Source organism: Sphingopyxis granuli NBRC 100800 (genome assembly GCF_001591045.1).
Taxonomy (GTDB): Bacteria; Pseudomonadota; Alphaproteobacteria; order Sphingomonadales; family Sphingomonadaceae; genus Sphingopyxis; species Sphingopyxis granuli.
The window spans coordinates 1-15,469 of record NZ_BCUA01000085.1 but is presented as its reverse complement, the minus strand read 5'-3'; the positions used below and the strand labels follow the sequence as shown (position 1 = coordinate 15,469).

18 protein-coding genes are annotated in these 15,469 nt (G+C 69.0%); 7 read left to right on the top strand and 11 right to left on the bottom strand.

What is annotated here, in order from left to right; all coding sequences use genetic code 11:
- Positions 1–384 precede the first annotated feature (384 nt).
- Positions 385–1,113, top strand: a complete 729-nt coding sequence (locus SGR02S_RS16040) for a TorF family putative porin (protein WP_067112134.1) — start codon at positions 385–387, stop codon at positions 1,111–1,113.
- 43 nt (positions 1,114–1,156) lie between these two features.
- Here the strand turns inward: SGR02S_RS16040 and SGR02S_RS16035 are convergent, their stop codons facing one another.
- The 4 genes from SGR02S_RS16035 to SGR02S_RS16020 all read right to left on the bottom strand — a co-directional run bounded on the left by SGR02S_RS16035 (position 1,157) and on the right by SGR02S_RS16020 (position 6,305).
- Positions 1,157–2,305: an alpha-hydroxy acid oxidase gene (locus SGR02S_RS16035; protein WP_067112131.1), complete on the bottom strand. Its 1,149-nt coding sequence runs from the start codon at positions 2,303–2,305 to the stop codon at positions 1,157–1,159.
- Positions 2,306–2,407: 102 nt separating this feature from the next.
- Positions 2,408–3,628: an NAD(P)/FAD-dependent oxidoreductase gene (locus SGR02S_RS16030; protein WP_067112128.1), complete on the bottom strand. Its 1,221-nt coding sequence runs from the start codon at positions 3,626–3,628 to the stop codon at positions 2,408–2,410.
- Complete coding sequence (locus SGR02S_RS16025; RefSeq protein WP_067112125.1) at positions 3,628–5,259, bottom strand: amidohydrolase; 1,632 nt, start codon at positions 5,257–5,259, stop codon at positions 3,628–3,630. Before SGR02S_RS16025 ends, SGR02S_RS16030 begins: the two co-directional genes overlap by 1 nt.
- 167 nt (positions 5,260–5,426) lie before the next feature.
- Positions 5,427–6,305 (bottom strand): NAD(P)-dependent oxidoreductase, encoded by an 879-nt coding sequence (locus SGR02S_RS16020; RefSeq protein ID WP_082797194.1) that lies wholly within the window; start codon positions 6,303–6,305, stop codon positions 5,427–5,429.
- A gap of 58 nt (positions 6,306–6,363) precedes the next feature.
- Here SGR02S_RS16020 and SGR02S_RS16015 point away from each other — a divergent pair, with 58 nt between their 5' ends.
- From SGR02S_RS16015 to SGR02S_RS16005, 3 genes are all read left to right on the top strand, one after another.
- Positions 6,364–7,614: a threonine ammonia-lyase gene (locus tag SGR02S_RS16015; RefSeq protein ID WP_067112119.1), complete on the top strand. Its 1,251-nt coding sequence runs from the start codon at positions 6,364–6,366 to the stop codon at positions 7,612–7,614.
- 177 nt (positions 7,615–7,791) lie between these two features.
- Positions 7,792–8,190 (top strand): acyl-CoA thioesterase, encoded by a 399-nt coding sequence (locus SGR02S_RS16010; protein WP_082797193.1) that lies wholly within the window; start codon positions 7,792–7,794, stop codon positions 8,188–8,190.
- On the top strand, positions 8,187–8,699 hold the full coding sequence (locus SGR02S_RS16005; protein ID WP_067112116.1) for a GNAT family N-acetyltransferase: 513 nt from the start codon (positions 8,187–8,189) through the stop codon (positions 8,697–8,699). The genes SGR02S_RS16010 and SGR02S_RS16005 overlap by 4 nt, the downstream gene beginning before the upstream one ends.
- Before the next feature lie 10 nt (positions 8,700–8,709).
- Here the strand turns inward: SGR02S_RS16005 and SGR02S_RS16000 are convergent, their stop codons facing one another.
- Positions 8,710–9,039, bottom strand: coding sequence for a DMT family transporter (locus SGR02S_RS16000; protein WP_067112112.1), 330 nt, complete (start codon positions 9,037–9,039; stop codon positions 8,710–8,712).
- Between the two features lie 100 nt (positions 9,040–9,139).
- Here SGR02S_RS16000 and SGR02S_RS15995 point away from each other — a divergent pair, with 100 nt between their 5' ends.
- Complete coding sequence (locus tag SGR02S_RS15995) at positions 9,140–9,622, top strand: GNAT family N-acetyltransferase (protein WP_067112109.1); 483 nt, start codon at positions 9,140–9,142, stop codon at positions 9,620–9,622.
- Positions 9,623–9,625: 3 nt separating this feature from the next.
- On the opposite strand, the gene SGR02S_RS15990 is transcribed toward SGR02S_RS15995, so the two are convergent.
- Together SGR02S_RS15990 and SGR02S_RS15985 are read right to left on the bottom strand one after the other, a co-directional pair.
- Positions 9,626–10,321 (bottom strand): class I SAM-dependent methyltransferase, encoded by a 696-nt coding sequence (locus SGR02S_RS15990; RefSeq protein ID WP_067112107.1) that lies wholly within the window; start codon positions 10,319–10,321, stop codon positions 9,626–9,628.
- Positions 10,314–10,772 (bottom strand): Rrf2 family transcriptional regulator, encoded by a 459-nt coding sequence (locus SGR02S_RS15985; RefSeq protein ID WP_067112104.1) that lies wholly within the window; start codon positions 10,770–10,772, stop codon positions 10,314–10,316. The genes SGR02S_RS15990 and SGR02S_RS15985 overlap by 8 nt, the downstream gene beginning before the upstream one ends.
- 248 nt (positions 10,773–11,020) lie before the next feature.
- Between SGR02S_RS15985 and SGR02S_RS15980 the strand changes: the two genes are divergently transcribed.
- Entirely contained in the window at positions 11,021–11,530 is a 510-nt protein-coding gene (locus SGR02S_RS15980) for a GNAT family N-acetyltransferase (protein ID WP_067112101.1), read from the top strand.
- Here the strand turns inward: SGR02S_RS15980 and SGR02S_RS15975 are convergent.
- From SGR02S_RS15975 to SGR02S_RS15960, 4 genes are all read right to left on the bottom strand, one after another.
- On the bottom strand, positions 11,509–12,276 hold the full coding sequence (locus tag SGR02S_RS15975) for an alpha/beta fold hydrolase (protein ID WP_067112098.1): 768 nt from the start codon (positions 12,274–12,276) through the stop codon (positions 11,509–11,511). The genes SGR02S_RS15980 and SGR02S_RS15975 overlap by 22 nt on opposite strands.
- 20 nt (positions 12,277–12,296) lie before the next feature.
- Entirely contained in the window at positions 12,297–13,466 is a 1,170-nt protein-coding gene (locus SGR02S_RS15970) for a PQQ-dependent sugar dehydrogenase (RefSeq protein WP_067112095.1), read from the bottom strand.
- A 202-nt stretch (positions 13,467–13,668) separates the two neighbouring features.
- Complete coding sequence (locus tag SGR02S_RS15965) at positions 13,669–14,304, bottom strand: sigma-70 family RNA polymerase sigma factor (protein ID WP_067112092.1); 636 nt, start codon at positions 14,302–14,304, stop codon at positions 13,669–13,671.
- Positions 14,301–14,558, bottom strand: a complete 258-nt coding sequence (locus SGR02S_RS15960; protein ID WP_067112089.1) for a NepR family anti-sigma factor — start codon at positions 14,556–14,558, stop codon at positions 14,301–14,303. Before SGR02S_RS15960 ends, SGR02S_RS15965 begins: the two co-directional genes overlap by 4 nt.
- A 231-nt stretch (positions 14,559–14,789) precedes the next feature.
- On the opposite strand from SGR02S_RS15960, the gene SGR02S_RS15955 reads away from it, so the two are divergent.
- Positions 14,790–15,416, top strand: a complete 627-nt coding sequence (locus tag SGR02S_RS15955) for a sigma-70 family RNA polymerase sigma factor (RefSeq protein WP_067112087.1) — start codon at positions 14,790–14,792, stop codon at positions 15,414–15,416.
- Positions 15,417–15,469 lie beyond the last annotated feature (53 nt).

Below are 15,469 nucleotides of genomic sequence, written 5' to 3'. Positions count from 1 at the left end.
AAGTAGGTCAATCCAAAGTCATCAGAGTCGAGCGAACGAGTTCGCAAGCCTCGCTGCTCCTCCCGCAAGCGGGAGGGGGCAGATTTGTTCAGCGAAGGATATGGGGAGAGGCTGGCGCGCGGCGATACAATAGGAAAGCCTTTTTGCGGAGGGCGCACGGCCTCCGCTCCGACTCTTCTCTTCGGGGCCTCTCTCGCAACTCCGGTGTCGGCAACTGTTGCCGATTTGTCGCAGGGCAAAGCCAAGCGCGCGCCGATGCATTTTTTGTTTGTGCGCCGCAGCATTTTGACCGACACAAAGCCTGTGCGGAAGGACCGGCCCTGACAGAGGCCGGCCGCCGCGCAGCAGGCAGGGACGATCCATTCAACTTTCGAGGATCAACCCATGACAAATCTCTCTCGCGCATGCGCCTGCATGCTCCTTGTCCTGTCCGCCGTGCCGGCCACCGCTTTCGCGCAGGAGGCTTCGGACGACGGCATCACCATTTCGGGCAATGCCACCGTCGTCAGCGACTATCGCTTCCGCGGCTTCAGCCAGTCGAACGAGGAGGCGGCGATCCAGGGCGGTTTCAGCATCGGCCACGACAGCGGCCTCTATGTCGGCACCTGGGGGTCGAGCATCGGCTTCGCGAACGGGACCGAGATCGACGTCTTCGCCGGCTATGCGAAGGAGGTGGCGCCGGGGCTGACCGCCGATATCGGCGCGACGCTCTATCTGTATCCCGGCACCTCGAACACGTCGGTGATCGAGCCCTATTTCGCGGTGTCGGGCGACCTTGGCCCCGCATCGATCAAGACCGGAATCGCGTGGGCGCCGGGGGGGCAGGACTCGCTGGGCGATGCCAGCGGCGTCTATCTCTACACCGACGCCGGGGTCGCCGTCCCGAACACGCCCTTCACGTTGAAGGGCCATGTCGGTTACGCGAAGAGCGACAGCTTCCTGGGCGGCGCCGACGGCGATGTCGTCGATTATTCGGTCGGCGTCGAAGCGAGCTGGAAGGCGCTGACGGGCAGCATCGCCTATGTCAACACCGACGCGCCCAAGGCGCTGGGGTTCAAGGAGGCGGTGGGCGCCGACGGCGCGGTGATCTTCACGCTCGGCGTGTCGTTCTGAGATGCGGCGGGGCGGCTTCCGGCGGCCGCCCCGTTCGCTGGATTCAGCGCCAGCGCAGGTTGCCGCGCGACAGGTCGGCGAGGCTTTTCGCGCCCATCAGCTTCATCCCGCGTTCGATCTCGGCGCGGAGCAGCGCGACCGCGCGCGCCACCCCGGCCTCGCCCGCGGCGGCGAGCGCGTAGAGATAGAGGCGGCCGCCCGAACAGGCTTTCGCCCCGACCGATAGCGCCTTCAGCACGTGGGTGCCGCGGGTGATGCCGCCGTCGCAGATCACCTCGACCTTGTCGCCGACCGCGTCGACGATGTCGGCGAGCGCGTCGAAGGGCGCAATGCTGCCGTCGAGCTGGCGCCCGCCATGGTTCGACACCATGATCGCGGTGGCACCGATGTCGACCGCGCGCCGGGCATCCTCGACCGCGACGATGCCCTTCAGGCAGAAGGGGCCGTCCCATTGCTTGCGGATCGCCTCGGCGCGCCGCCAGTCGAGGCTCTGGTCGAGCATCGTGGTGAAATATTCGGCGACCGACCGGGGAACGCTTGACCCTTCGGAGACGTGCGTGGCGAGGTTGGGCAGGCTGAACTTCTCGCGGCAGACATAGTTGAGGCCCCAGCCCGGCTTGATCGCATAGCTGAGCATGTTGCGCGCGGTGAAGCGCGGGGGAGAGGTGAAGCCCGAACGCAGGCAGCGCTCGCGATTGCCGCCGACGATCGTGTCGACCGTCAGCGCGACGGCGTCGAAGCGCGCCGCGCGCGCCGCGTCGAGCATCGCGCGGTTCAGCCCCTCATCATGATGGACATAGAGCTGGAACAGCTTGGGGCCGCCGGTCAGCGCGCCCGCCTCGGCGAGGCCGATCGTCGCGAGGCTGGAGATGCCCGCGACGGTGCCCGCGTCGGCGGCGGCGCGCAGCACCGCGCGCTCGCCCTGCCAGTGGAACAGCCGCTGGAGCGCGGTCGGCGACAGGAACAGCGGCATCGCGACCTCGCGCCCGAACAATGTCGTGCGCATGTCGACGGTCTCCACGCCGGTCAGCACGCGGGGGATCAGGTCGCAGCGATCGAAGGCATCGCGGTTGCGGCGGCGCGTCACCTCGTCGTCGGCGGCGCCGTCGATGTAATCGAACACCGGCCACGGCAGGCGCCGCTTCGCCAGCGCGCGGAAATCGTCGATATTGTGGCAGTCGGTGAGGCGCACCCTATCCCCCGTTCGTCCTGAGCCTGTCGAAGGACAGTCCTTCCTTGCAACCTATGAAGGAAAATACGGCCCTTCGACAAGCTCAGGACAAACGGAAAAGACCTATCCTGTGAGCCCACCCGTCAGCCGCGTCAGCGCCCAGCGTGGTTCGATAGGGCGCGCGGCATCCCCGACATGCGCGGCGACGCGCGCGCCGATCGCCGGGGCGAGCGCGAAAGCGCGGCCGGCGCCGCCGCCGACCAGCCACGCGCGCGGCTGGTCCGGCAGCCGGTCGAGCAGCAGGTCGCCGGTCACGGTGCGGCAATCGTGCGCCGCCGCGCTCGCGACGACCGGCGCGTCGGCCAGCCGCGGCAGGCGGCCGGTCAGCCATTGCCGGACCTCCGCCAGCGCGCGTTCATCGGCGCGGCGGTCGAAGCTGTCGGGGTCGACGGTGGCGTCGGGCATCCCCTTCCAGCAGCGCAGCCCCACCCCCTCGACGTCGGGGAGCAGGGTGAAGCCATAGGCGCGGTCGACCAGCGCGGGCATCGCGGGCGGACGGAACTGCGTGTCGCCCTGGCCGGCGCCGAAATGGAAAAGCTGATGCCGGACTGCCGACAGCCGCTGCGGCGTCAGTATCTGGGGGAACAGCTCGGTCAGCCAGGCGCCGCTCGCATAGACGATGCTTTCGGCGGTGCCGCCGTCGGGCAGCACATAGAGGTCGCGCCGTTTGTCGCGCAGCGGCGCGGGCATGACGACGGTCTCGGGCTCGACCTGCGCGTCGAGGATGGTTTCGAACACCCCGCGCCGCCCGGCGATCATCGCCGCCTTTTCGGCGAGCAGCGCGCTTTCGTCCGCGCGCCACGCGATCTGGGTGAAGCGGTGGCGCAGCCGGTCGCCGGCGAGCCGGTCGGCCCCGCGCGGTTCGCCGGCCGCCTCGGCCGCGGCGGCCTGCGTCGTCACGGTTTCGCATCGCGTCACGATCGGCAGGCTGGCGCTGTCGGACAGGCGCTGCCACGCCTCGATGCTGTCCTCGACCAGCCCGGCATAGAGCGCGTCGCCGTTCTGCACCGGGTCGAGCAGCATCGTCGGCAGGTTCGACGCGGCCCGGCCGTTGCCCGCGCCATAGGCGTCGAACAGGCGGACGCTGCGTCCCTGCCGCACGAGGTGCCACGCGGTCCAGGCGCCGATCGCGCCGGCGCCGACGACCGCGACATCGACATGCTTTTCGGGCGCCTTCGCACCCTTGCGCCGGCGCGACGCGCGCGGCTCCTTCTTCGCCGCCGCGCCGAGCGCGAGCGCCGTCGGAACCGCGGCGAGCGCGCCGAGCAGGCGGCGGCGATCCATCAGCCGCCCTTCTTCCGGTAATAGCGCGCGCCGCCGATCCAGGTTTCGAGCGGGGTCATGCGGCGGATCTCGTCGGGACTGGCGAGCAGCGGATCGCTGTCGACGATCAGGAAATCGGCGCGCATTCCAGGCATCAGCGTCCCCAGCCGATCCTCGGCGAAGGCGGCATAGGCGGCGGTGCGGGTGAAGCCGTCGAGCGCGCTCTCGCGGCTCACCGCTTCCTCGGGATGCCAGCCGCCGAAGGGCTGGCCCGCGGCATCGGTGCGCGAGATGGCGGCGGCGATGCCGGGGAAGGGGTTCGCGCTTTCGACTGGCACGTCCGAACCGAAGGCGAGGCGGACCCCGGCATTCTCCAGGCTGCGCCAGGCATAGGCGCCCTTCAGCCGTTCGGGCCCCAGCCGCGCCTCGGCCATCAGCCGGTCCGACGGCTGGTGGATCGGCTGCATCGAGGCGATGACGCCGAGCTGCTTGAAGCGCGGGATATCGGCGGGATCGACGATCTGCGCATGCTCGATGCGCCAGCGGCGCTCGCCGGGCAGGTCGGCGTTGAGGTCGGCGATCGCGTCGAGCGCCTCGGCATTGGCGGCGTCGCCGATCGCGTGGATCGCGACCTGGAACCGGTCCATCGAGGCGCGCACCATCTTGTTGCGGAGCTGCGCGGGGGTGAGCAGCGGCAGCCCCTTCTGCCCCGGCGCGTCGGCATAGGGCGCCTTGAGCCACGCCCCGCGCGAGCCGAGCGCGCCGTCGAGATACAGCTTCACCCCGACCATGCGCAGCCGGTCGTCATAGAGCCACGGCGTCGGTTCGGGCCCCGCGATCAGCGCCATGTCGCCGACATCATGGCCATAGGAGAGGATGCGGACCGTCAGCTGCCTGCGGTCGCCGGCGCGGCGATAGGCCTGCCAGTCCTCGATCGTCGTGCCCATGTCGGCGATCGCGGTGATCCCCTGTTCGATCAGCTTCGCCTGCGCGAGCAGGAAGGCGCGGTCGAGGTCGCGCGCCAGCGGCTTCGGCCGCGCGGCGTCGATCAGCGCCGCCGCCGCGTCGACGAACACGCCGCTCGGCTTGCCGCCCGCCATCTCGATGCGCCCGCCCTCGGGCGCTTTCGTGGCGGCGGTGATCTTCGCCGCCGCCATCGCGGCGCTGTTCGCCCAGCCGGCATGGCCGTCGACGCGTTCGAGCCAGACCGGGCGGGCAGCTTCCACCGCGTCGATGTCGGCGGCGGTCGGAAAGCGGCCGAGACCCCATTTCTCCTGATTCCACCCGCGCCCGATGATCCACGGCATGTCGGGATTGGCGGCGGCATATTTGCGGATCGCGGCAAGCGCTTCGTCGAGCGAGCGCGTTTCCGACAGGTCGAGCGTCATCAGCGAAAGGCCGAGCCCCATGACATGGCCGTGCGCGTCGATCAGCCCGGGAATCAGCGTGCGGCCCTTGCCGTCCTCCTTGAAATCGGGTCGCTCGGGCCGCTTGTCCTTGCGGTCGAGCAACTGCTTCACCTTGCCGTCATTGTCGATGACGAGCCCGGTGAAGCGCACGACCTTGCCCTGCTGGTCGAGTGTGATGCCGTTGACATTGTCGACCAGCGTGTCGGCGTGGGCCGGGGCGGCGAGAGTCGAAGCGGCGAGCATCAGTAACCCCCTCCCGCAAGCGGGAGGGGCAGCGAGACTTGCGAGCTTGCTCGCCAGTCGCAGCGGGGTGGGCAGGCGGCGCAGCCGGCCGGCAACCGGACCCGGCTTCGCCGGACCGGGTTTGGCCGCCCCTTCCGCTTGCGGGAGAGGATGTTTCCCTTGACCCCTCACTTCGGCAACCGCGTCACCAGCGAACTGGTGTCCTTTCGCCCGCCCCCGGCCTTTTGTACATCGGCATAGAATTGGTCGACCAGGCTGGCGACCGGCAGGGTCGCGCCATTGGCGCGCGCCTCTTCCAGCGCGAGGCCGAGGTCCTTGCGCATCCAGTCGACCGCGAAGCCGAAATCGAATTCGTCCTTCGCCATCGTGCCCCAGCGATTGAGCATCTGCCAGCTTGCCGCCGCGCCGCCCGATACCGCCTCGAACACCTTGTCGGTGTCGAGCTGTGACGCCTGCGCGAAGCGCAGCGCCTCCGACACGCCCTGGATGGCGCCGGCGATCGCGATCTGGTTGACCATTTTCGTCGTCTGCCCCGCGCCGGGACCGCCGATGTGGACGATGCGCCCGGCATAGGCGCGCATCACCGGCTCGGCGGCGGCAAAGGCCTCGGGCGATCCGCCGCACATGATCGACAGCGTTCCCGCCTGCGCGCCCGACTCGCCGCCCGACACCGGGGCGTCAAGGCTCATCAACCCGAGTCCCTCGGCCTCCGCGGCAAGCCGGCGGGCAATGCGTGCCGAAACGGTGGTGTGGTCGACGAACAGTGCGCCCCGGCGCATCGCCGCGAAGGCGCCGTCGCTGCCGAGCGTCACCTGCGCGAGGTCGTCGTCGTTGCCGACGCAGGACAGGACGACGTCGGCATCGCGCGCCGCCGCGGCGGGAGTCGCCGCCGCGGTGCCGCCGTAATGCGCCGCCCATGCATCGGCCTTGGCTCTTGTCCGGTTGTAGACGGTGACGCTGTGCCCCGCCCTGACGAGATGCCCCGCCATCGGTCCGCCCATGACGCCGGTGCCGATGAATGTGACGCGCAATGTCCGTTCGCTCATGCACCGGTCCATAACCATGGTTTGCGTGGCGCGCCAGATGGGGTTAGGGCGCAGCGCTATGACCGATCAACTCACCCTGACCTCCGCAGCCGATTTCTCGGCGATCACGCTCGACGACGTGCGCGCGGCGGCGGGGCGAATTATGGGGGCGGTCGTTCGCACGCCGACGCTGAAGTCGCAGACGCTGTCGGAACTGGTCGGCGCCGATGTGTGGCTGAAGTTCGAGAATCTGCAATTCACCGCCGCCTACAAGGAACGCGGCGCGCTGAACGCGCTGCTGCTGCTCAGCGAAGAGGCGAAGGCGCGCGGGGTGATCGCGGCGTCGGCGGGCAATCATGCGCAGGGTCTGGCCTATCATGGCAAGCGGCTGGGTGTCCCCGTGACCATCGTCATGCCGAAGACGACGCCGCAGGTGAAGGTGTCGCAGACCGCGAGCCACGGCGCGCAGATCGTGCTGTTCGGCGAGAAGTTCGACGACGCCTATGCCCATGCGCGCGAGCTGGAAAAGGAACGCGGGCTGACCTTCGTCCACCCGTTCGACCATCCGTACACCGCGGCGGGGCAGGGGACGGTGGCGCTCGAAATGCTCGAGGACGTGCCCGAGCTCGATACGCTGATCGTGCCGATCGGCGGCGGCGGACTGCTCAGCGGCATGGGAACCGCGGCGCGCGGGATCAAGAACGACATCCGCCTCGTCGGGGTGCAGGCCGAACTTTATCCCTCGATGTACGCCGAACTCAACGGCGTCGACATGGCGTGCGAGGGCGATACGCTGGCCGAGGGGATCGCGGTCAAGGAGCCGGGGACCTATACCCGCCGCCTCGTCGCCGAACTCAACGACGATATCGTGCTCGTCGCCGAACGACATCTGGAGCGCGCGGTCAGCCTGCTGCTCCAGATCGAGAAGACGGTGGTCGAGGGCGCGGGCGCGGCAGGCCTCGCGGCGATGCTCGCGCATCCGGAGGAGTTCACCGGGCGCAAGGTCGGACTCGTCCTGACCGGCGGCAATATCGACACGCGGCTGCTCGCCAACGTGCTGCTGCGCGACCTTGCGCGGTCGGGCCGCATCGCGCGGCTGCGCATCCGGCTGCAGGACCGGCCGGGGGCGCTGTTCAAGGTGATGGAGGTGTTCAACGCCGAGCAGGTGAACATCATCGAAATCTATCACCAGCGCATCTTCACGACGCTCCCCGCCAAGGGCTTGATCACCGACATCGAGTGCGAGGCGCGCGACCGCGAACATCTCGACAAGCTGGTCCGGGCGCTGCGCGACGCGGGCTATATGGTGACGACGGTCGAGCTGGCGTAAATCGCCCCCCTTCTGCCTATGGAAGGAGGCCTTTCCCGCCTCGTCACCCTGAACTTGTTTCAGGGTCCATGGCCCTGACTTTGAACGAAACGCCGCGTTTGTCGAAAGCGCAGGCCATGGATGCTGAAACAAGTTCAGCATGACGATTGGGGGATGCCCTTTCATGCGAGGATCGAGATGAAAGACTTCACCCTCTCCCTCACCGCCACGCCCGACACGATCGACGAACTCGGCCATGTCAACAATGCGGTCTGGGTCCAGTGGATTCAGCAGGTCGCGACCGCGCATTGGGATGCCGCGGCGCCGCAGAGCCACAAGGATGCCTATGTCTGGGTCGTGGTGCGGCACGAGATCGACTATCTGCGCGCGCTGGGGCCGGGCGGGAACGTCACCGCGCGGACTTGGGTCGCCGATGCGCCGCAGGGCGCGAAGTTCGATCGTTTCATGGAATTCACCGGCGCGGATGGGCGGGTCCATGTTCGCGCGCGGACGGTGTGGGCGCTGCTCAACAAGGCGAGCGGGCGGCCGCTGCGGGTGACGGCCGCGGTCGTCGCGCCCTTTCTGGACGCGCCATGAGCGGCGGCGCGGCGGCGTGGCGCCCGATGCGTGCCGACGACCTGCCCGCGGTCGCCGCGATGTCCGATGCCGTGCACGGCGCCTTCACCGAACCGCTGGCGACCTTTGCTGAACGCCTCGCCCTCTATCCGCAGGGGTGCCATATCCTCGAAAGCAGGGGGATCGAGGGCGAAGGGGCGGCGATCGGCTATCTCGTCACCCATCCGTGGCGGCTCGGAGCGCCGCCGAAGCTCGGGGCCGCGCTGGGTGCTCTCCCGGCCGACCCCGACAGCTATTATCTCCACGACATCGCGCTTCTGCCCGCGGCGCGCGGCCAGCGGGCGGGGGAGGCAGCGGTTGCGCTGGTCCTGAACCTCGCGCGGGCTGCGGGCCTGTCGGTGATCGAACTGGTCGCGGTGGGCGGTGCCGACGCCTATTGGCGGCGCCTGGGGTTTGCCTATGCCGCGCCGCGCGCCGACGGTCCTTACGGTCCCGGCACCTTCGTCATGCGGCGACCGGTGGAGGCGTGATGGCCCCGCGCTATTGTGCGAGGCTTTCCGAAAAGACGTTCATCACGATCACCCCGGCGATGATCAGCGCCATGCCGACGATCGCGGGCGTGTCGAGCTTCTGCCCCTGGAACAGCCAGGCGACGGTCGCGATCAGCACGATGCCGACCCCCGACCAGATCGCATAGGCGACGCCCGTGGGCATCGCGCGCAGCGTCAGCGACAGGCAATAGAAGGCGACGGCATAGCCGACGATCGTGACGAGCGACGGGCCGAGCCGGGTGAAGCCGTGCGATTCCTTCAGAAAGGAGGTTGCGACGACCTCCGACACGATGGCGATGAAAAGATAGACATAGCTCATGGCAGGGCTCCTCGCCCGACGGGGATATGCCGCCCGGTGGAGCGCGTCCAGCCATCGCGGCGCTTGCTGGCGCGGCGGCGGCGCGATAGGCACGGCAGCCATGCAGTTACGATCCGCCACCCCGGCCGACGCAGCCGCCATCTGGGCGATCATCGGGCCGACGATCCGGGCCGGCGATACCTATGCGCTCGATCGCGACATGGGGGAGGAACAGGCCCTCGCCTATTGGTTCGGGGCCGACAAGGAGGTGTTCGTCGCCGAGGTCGAAGGGGCGGTGCTCGGCACCTATTATCTGCGCGCCAACCAGGCCGGCGGCGGCGCCCATGTGTGCAATTGCGGCTATATGACCGCCGCCGCCGCCACGGGGCGCGGCATCGCGCGGGCGATGTGCGATCATTCGGTCGAGCGCGCCAGGGCGCGCGGCTTTCGCGCGATGCAGTTCAATTTCGTCGTCTCCTCCAACGACCGCGCGGTCCGGCTCTGGCAAAGGCTGGGGTTCGAGGTGGTGGGACGCCTGCCGGGCGCGTTCGACCACCCGGCGCACGGGTTCGTCGACGCGCTGGTCCTGTATCGGACGCTCTGACCGTCAGGCATAAGCGACCCAGCCGCGCCAGGTGAAGGCGGCATAGAACAGCGCGACGCCGGAAAAGCCTGCGGCGCGCAGGACCGCCTCATCCTCTTCGGGCGACAGCATGGCGACGTGGCGGGCCACCGCATCGCGTCCTTTCGCCGTCGCATCGGGGTCGGCACCCGAAGCGACGGCATAGGCGGCATAGCGGTCGAGCCAGCGGTCGCGCTCTCCGGGTTCCTGGGGGAAGCTGCCGTGCGCGACGACGAAGGGCGCCCCGGGGCGCAGGCGTTCGCGGACCGCCGCCGCCGTGCGTATCCGTTCGTCGCGGTCGAGGAAATGCAGGGTGAGGAGGCAGGTGGCGCCGTCGAAGGGACCGGCGGGGGCATCGTCGATGACACCCTCGACCAGATTCGCACGCGCCGCGTTCGGCCCGAGCATCTGCGCGGCCATCGCCAGCATCGGCTCGGCCGGATCGACGCCGGTGAAGCGCCAGCTGGGGTGAGCCTCCGCCATCGCCTTGAGCTCCAGTCCGCCGCCCGCTCCCAGCGCCAGCACATGCCCGCGCTCGGGAACATGCTCGGCCAGCAGCAGCCCGGTCATGCGATGGAGGCCGTCCATACCGGGCACGAAGCGGCGCGGGCCGTCGGCATAGTGCGCGACCGTTTCGGGGTCTTTGAAATGGTCGAGGAAATATTGGATGGCTTCAGCCATGAACAGGGTCCTTGCAGGCAGTGGGGAGCGCGGCGAGACGCGCGTGGAATTCGTCGGCGAGCGCGGCCAGCGTCACCCGTTCGAACCGTGCGAGCAGCAACGCCTCTGCCTCGCGAAAGCTTGCCTCGAGGGCTGCGTTCACGGCCTGTTCGACTAGGCAGTCGGGCGCATCGTCGCGATTCCCCATTGCGATCAGCGCCGGACGGCCGATCGCACGATAGATGTCGGCCAGGCTGATCGCGGCCAGGTTTCGCGCGACCGTCCATCCCCCGCCATGCCCTTTCTCCGAATGCACCAGCCCCGCGTCGCGCAGCCCGCCCAGCAGGCGGCGAACGACGACGGGGTTGGTCCGCATCGCCTTTGCCAGCTGTTCGGACGTTCGCGGTTCCCCTGCGTCCGCCATGTGGAGCAAGATGTGGAGAACGCCCGAAAGACGGCTGTCGCGTTTCATGTAACTTTAATTAGTGCGTGATGGACACGAGTCAAGCCGACTTGATCGGCGCGCGCGGCGGTGGTAGACGCGCCGCCGTGATGACCAGCGACCGATCCCCACGTTTCAAGGCATATTGGCGCTCCTTTACCTAAGGAGCGGCATGGCATCACCTATCATGACCATCGCCGCCGTGTCGGAAGGCGCCTGGTCATCATCCCGAAACCACACCCTCTCTGCCACGGCGCGCCTTTTCGGAAAGCCGCAAGATGACAGAAACATTGATCCGCCTGACCACCGCGCGCTGCCGCATCGATCGGCTCGACGCCGCCGACGCGCCCGCACTTGCCGCGATCACCGATGCGTCGGTGACCGAGCAGGTGCATTTCCTGCCCACCCCGTTCACCGAGTCCGATGCCCACGCGTTGATCGCGCGTTCGGACGGCAATGACGTCTTTCACGCCGTGCGCGAAGGCGCGGCGCTGATCGGCGTGATCGGGGTGCATCGCCGCGGCCGCGATCACGAGGTCGGATACTGGTTCGCCGCCGCGGCGCGCGGCCGGGGCCTGGCGCGCGAGGCGGTCGCGGCGGTGGTGCGCGATCTGGCGGCGGCGTGGCCCGGCGGCACGATCGTCGCCGAATGCCGTCCGGGCAATGCGCGCTCCGAAGCGCTGCTGCGCCGGATCGGCTTCGTGCCGACGGGGCAGGCGGGCCGGCGGCCGGGGCGTATGCTGTTCGCGTGGCGCGCGGGCGCCGACTACCGGATCGACGTCTGCTGATCGCGCGCCGCGACCTCTTCGGTCAGCGCTGCGGCGATTGCGGCGACCGAGGTCGGAGCATAGGCGAACCCCATATGGCCGCAATCGACCTCGACCTGCCGGTCGCTTTCGTGCGGCAGGCCGCGCGCGCTCGCCGCCGCGACGACCCCGTCGTGCGCCGACCACAGGGCGAAGGTCGGCATCTCAGGGCGCGGGGCCGGGTGGAAGTCGATCGGCGGATTGTCGACCGGATGGCGCGCGATCAGGTGATAGAGCCGCCACGCGCGATTGGCGCGGCGGCTGCCCGAAAAGGGCGATCCCAGCGTGACGACGCGCGCCACCCGGCCGGGGTGATGCTTCGCATATTCGCGGGCATAGATGCCGCCGAGGCTCCAGCCGACGAGCGCGGGCGCGCGGCCGGTGCGGTCGATGATCCACTGGACGCGCGTGTCGATCCGCTCGATGATGTCGGCGGTGGCGCCGCGATTGAAGCCGAGGCCCCAGGCATAGCAGCGAAAGCCCGCGCGGCGCAGGTCGGCGCGCAGCCCCTTGGTCGACCAGTCGCCGGAGAGGAAGCCGGGAAGGATCATCACCGGCGGCCACGGGCTGTCGGGGTTGGGTTCCGGCGGCATCGGGCGGACGCGCCCGCCCAGCGCGCGCAGCAGCGCCGCGACCTCGCGCCACAACAGGCCGAGCGGCGGCGGCGCGTCGGGATCGGGAACGCGGGCCGGCCATTCGGCGCGGCGCGAGAGCAGGGTGCGGATCATGGCATGCGCCCGCGCGGGGATCAGCCCTTCGGGACCAGCTTCAGCAGCTTGCCGTCCTTGCCGTCGCTGAGCAGCCAGACGCTGCCGTCCTCGCGCACCTCGACCTCGCGGATGCGGGTGCCGAAATCCCAGCGGTCGGCCTTGTGCAGCCGGTCGCCGTCGACGCGCATGCGGATCAGGCCCTGCCCCGACAGCGCGCCCATCAGCAGGCTGTTCTGCCAGCCGGGATAGAGGTCGCCGCCGTACCAGGCGAGCCCCCCCGGCGAAACCGACGGATTCCACCACAGCTTCGGCGCGGCGAACTCGGGGCGGGTTGCATGCTCGGGGATCGGCTTGCCGTCATAATGGTCGCCGTTCGACACGATCGGATAGCCGTAGTTGGCGCCGCGTTCGACCAGATTGACCTCGTCGCCGCCCTTCGGCCCCATTTCCTGGTTCCACAGCCGCCCGGCGCCGTCGAAGGTGAGCCCCAGCAGGTTGCGGTGGCCGAGCGACCAGATCTGCGCGGTGACGCCGCCCTGCGCGGCAAAGGGATTGTCGGCGGGAACGCTGCCGTCGGGGTTCAGCCGGACGACCTTGCCGAGATTGGCCTTCATGTCCTGCGCCGGGTCGAACTTCTGCCGCTCGCCGGAGGTGATGAAGAGATGCTTGCCGTCGGGCGAGAAGGCGAGGCGGTGCGAGAAATGGCCACGGCCCGGCACCTTGGGGTCCTGTTTCCAGATGATGCGGAGACCGTCGAGCCGCGGCGCGTCGCCCTGGACCAGCTTCGCCGTGCCGACGACCGCGCCGAAATTGTCGCCGTCGCCCGCCTCGACCCAGCTCAGATAGATGGTGCCGGTGGTCGCGAAATCGGGCGCGAGGATCACGTCGCCGAATCCGCCCTGCCCGCCGTAGGCGACCGGCGGAACGCCCGCGACGTCCAGCACCGGCCCATCCTCCTGCCACAGCTTCAGCTTGCCCGCGCGTTCGGTGACGAGCGCCTGCCGTCCGCCGGGAAGGAAGGTCATCGCCCAGGGCTCGTCGAAGGCCGCCGCCGTCTCGACGGTGAAGGGCGCGTCGGCAAGCGGCGCCGCGGGCTGCTCGCCCGAGGCGTCGAACCGCGCATTGTCGGCGGCGTTGCTCGCCGGGCCGGTCGAACAGGCGGCGACGATCATCGCGGCGGAAAGGGCGAGGGCTGGAAGCTTCATCATCGCAAATACTCGCTTGGCTGGGGAGACCGATGCAGTCTGGCGCGCGATCGGCCGAATGTCGAGCGGGAGAGAGTGGGGGGGGGCTCCGTGGCCTGGCTCTCTGGCGCCGAAGTCGTCGAAAAGCCGCGCGCTTCCGGAAGGCGGAGGCCAGAGTGGCCTCGCATGGCTCCGGGTCCCCGCCTTCGCGGGGACACGGCGTCCGTCAGCGCCGCGATTCTTCGCGGCGCGCGGCGATGATTTCGACGCTGTCCATGATCGCATCCATCGCCTCGCTCGCCGGGGGCGCGTCGGCGCGCTTCTGCGAGAACTGGCCGCGCGTCATGATCTCCTCGAGCGCGCCGCGCGCCCGCGAAACCCGGCTCTTCATCGTGCCGAGCGCGCAGTCGCAGATGCTCGCCGCTTCCTCATAGGACAGGCCGCCCGCGCCGACGAGGATCAGCGCCTCGCGCTGGTCCTGCGGCAATTCCATCAGCGCGCGCTGCAGATCGGCCATCTCGCTCGCCTCTTCCTGCGAGGCGGGGGTGGACAATGTGCGCTCGACCGCCAGTTCGTCGTAATCGCCGCGGAATTTGTTGCGGCGCATCTGCGACAGAAAGGTGTTGCGCAGGATGACGAAGGTCCACGCCTTGATCGAGGTGCCGCGCTCGAACCGGTCGCGCGAGGCCCAGGCCTTGACCATCGTGTCCTGCGTCAGGTCGTCGGCGAGGTCGGGGTTGCCCGACAGGCTGCGGCCATAGGCGCGCAGGTGCGGAATGACGCCGGCGAGCAGCGTCTTGAATTCGCCATCGGTCAAACGCTTGTCGTCCTGCGATGGCGCCGCAGCTTGGGTTCGGGTCATTCCTTGGTCGGGCTTTTCTGATCGAGCTGGGACAGGAGATCGAGCATCCCGTCGGGCAGTCTTTCCGCGACGATGTTACCATAGATCATGCGCAGCCTGGCGCTGACCGGCTCGGGCGACTGGCGGCCCGTCAGCGTCCGGTGCCACTGGTCGCTTCCCGTGCCCGGAAAGCCACCGTGCATCCGGCGCGGCGCGTCGACAGCGCGGCCGGGCGCATGTGCGCCGTTGATCCTGTTTTCTCCGTGCGTTGCCATTCCGAAGCAACGACAGAGGGAGCCGCAGGTTCCCCGCGTCCGATTTTTTGCGACGAGATGCGTTGCCCTAAAACCACAGTGAGCGGGCACGGGCCCGCGTGGGCGCGGCCCTGACCCTAGGTATTTGCCACCGGCGCGATAGGCTTTGCATCGGCGTCGCCACCCGCTAAGTAACGACGGAATGCATGATTTTTCTTCCGCGCGGTTCTTGCGTCCCGATCGGCGCCGACCATGAGCCGCACCTCCGACATCGCCGCCACCGGTCCGCTCGACGACGCCAGCTTCAAGCGCGAGCTGGCGGCGCTGCTCCCGCATCTGCGCGCCTTCGGCCGCAGCCTGTGCGGCAACGCCGACCTCGCCGACGACCTGGTGCAGGAAACGATGCTAAAGGCGTGGAAGGCGCGCGCCCAATATGTCCCGGGCCCGTCGAGCATGAAGAGCTGGGCCTTCGTCATCCTGCGCAATTGCTTCCTGTCGCAGATGCGGCGCCGTAAATTCACCGCCGACTATGACGAGCTTGCGGCCGAGCGGATGCTGGTCGCGCCCGACGATCAGGACGACAGCCTGCACCTGGCCGACGTGCAGCGCGCGCTGATGCTGCTGCCGGTCGATCAGCGCGAGGCGCTGGTGCTGATCGGTGCGGGGGGGCTGTCCTATGACGAGGGCGCCGAAATCTGCGGCGTGGCGGTGGGCACGATGAAGAGCCGCGTGTCGCGCGCGCGCGCCGCGCTGCACGCGATTCTCGACAGCGGGCAGATGCCGCTGCGCAGCACCGACGAACTGCCGGCGAGCGAGGCCTTCGCCGCCATCATGGGCACGGTCGACGATCTGACTGCGAACGGACCCGCCGGGGGCTGAACCGCCCTAAGGTCTGTGGGGATTCAGAGTTTATCGCCGCGATATTGTATGAA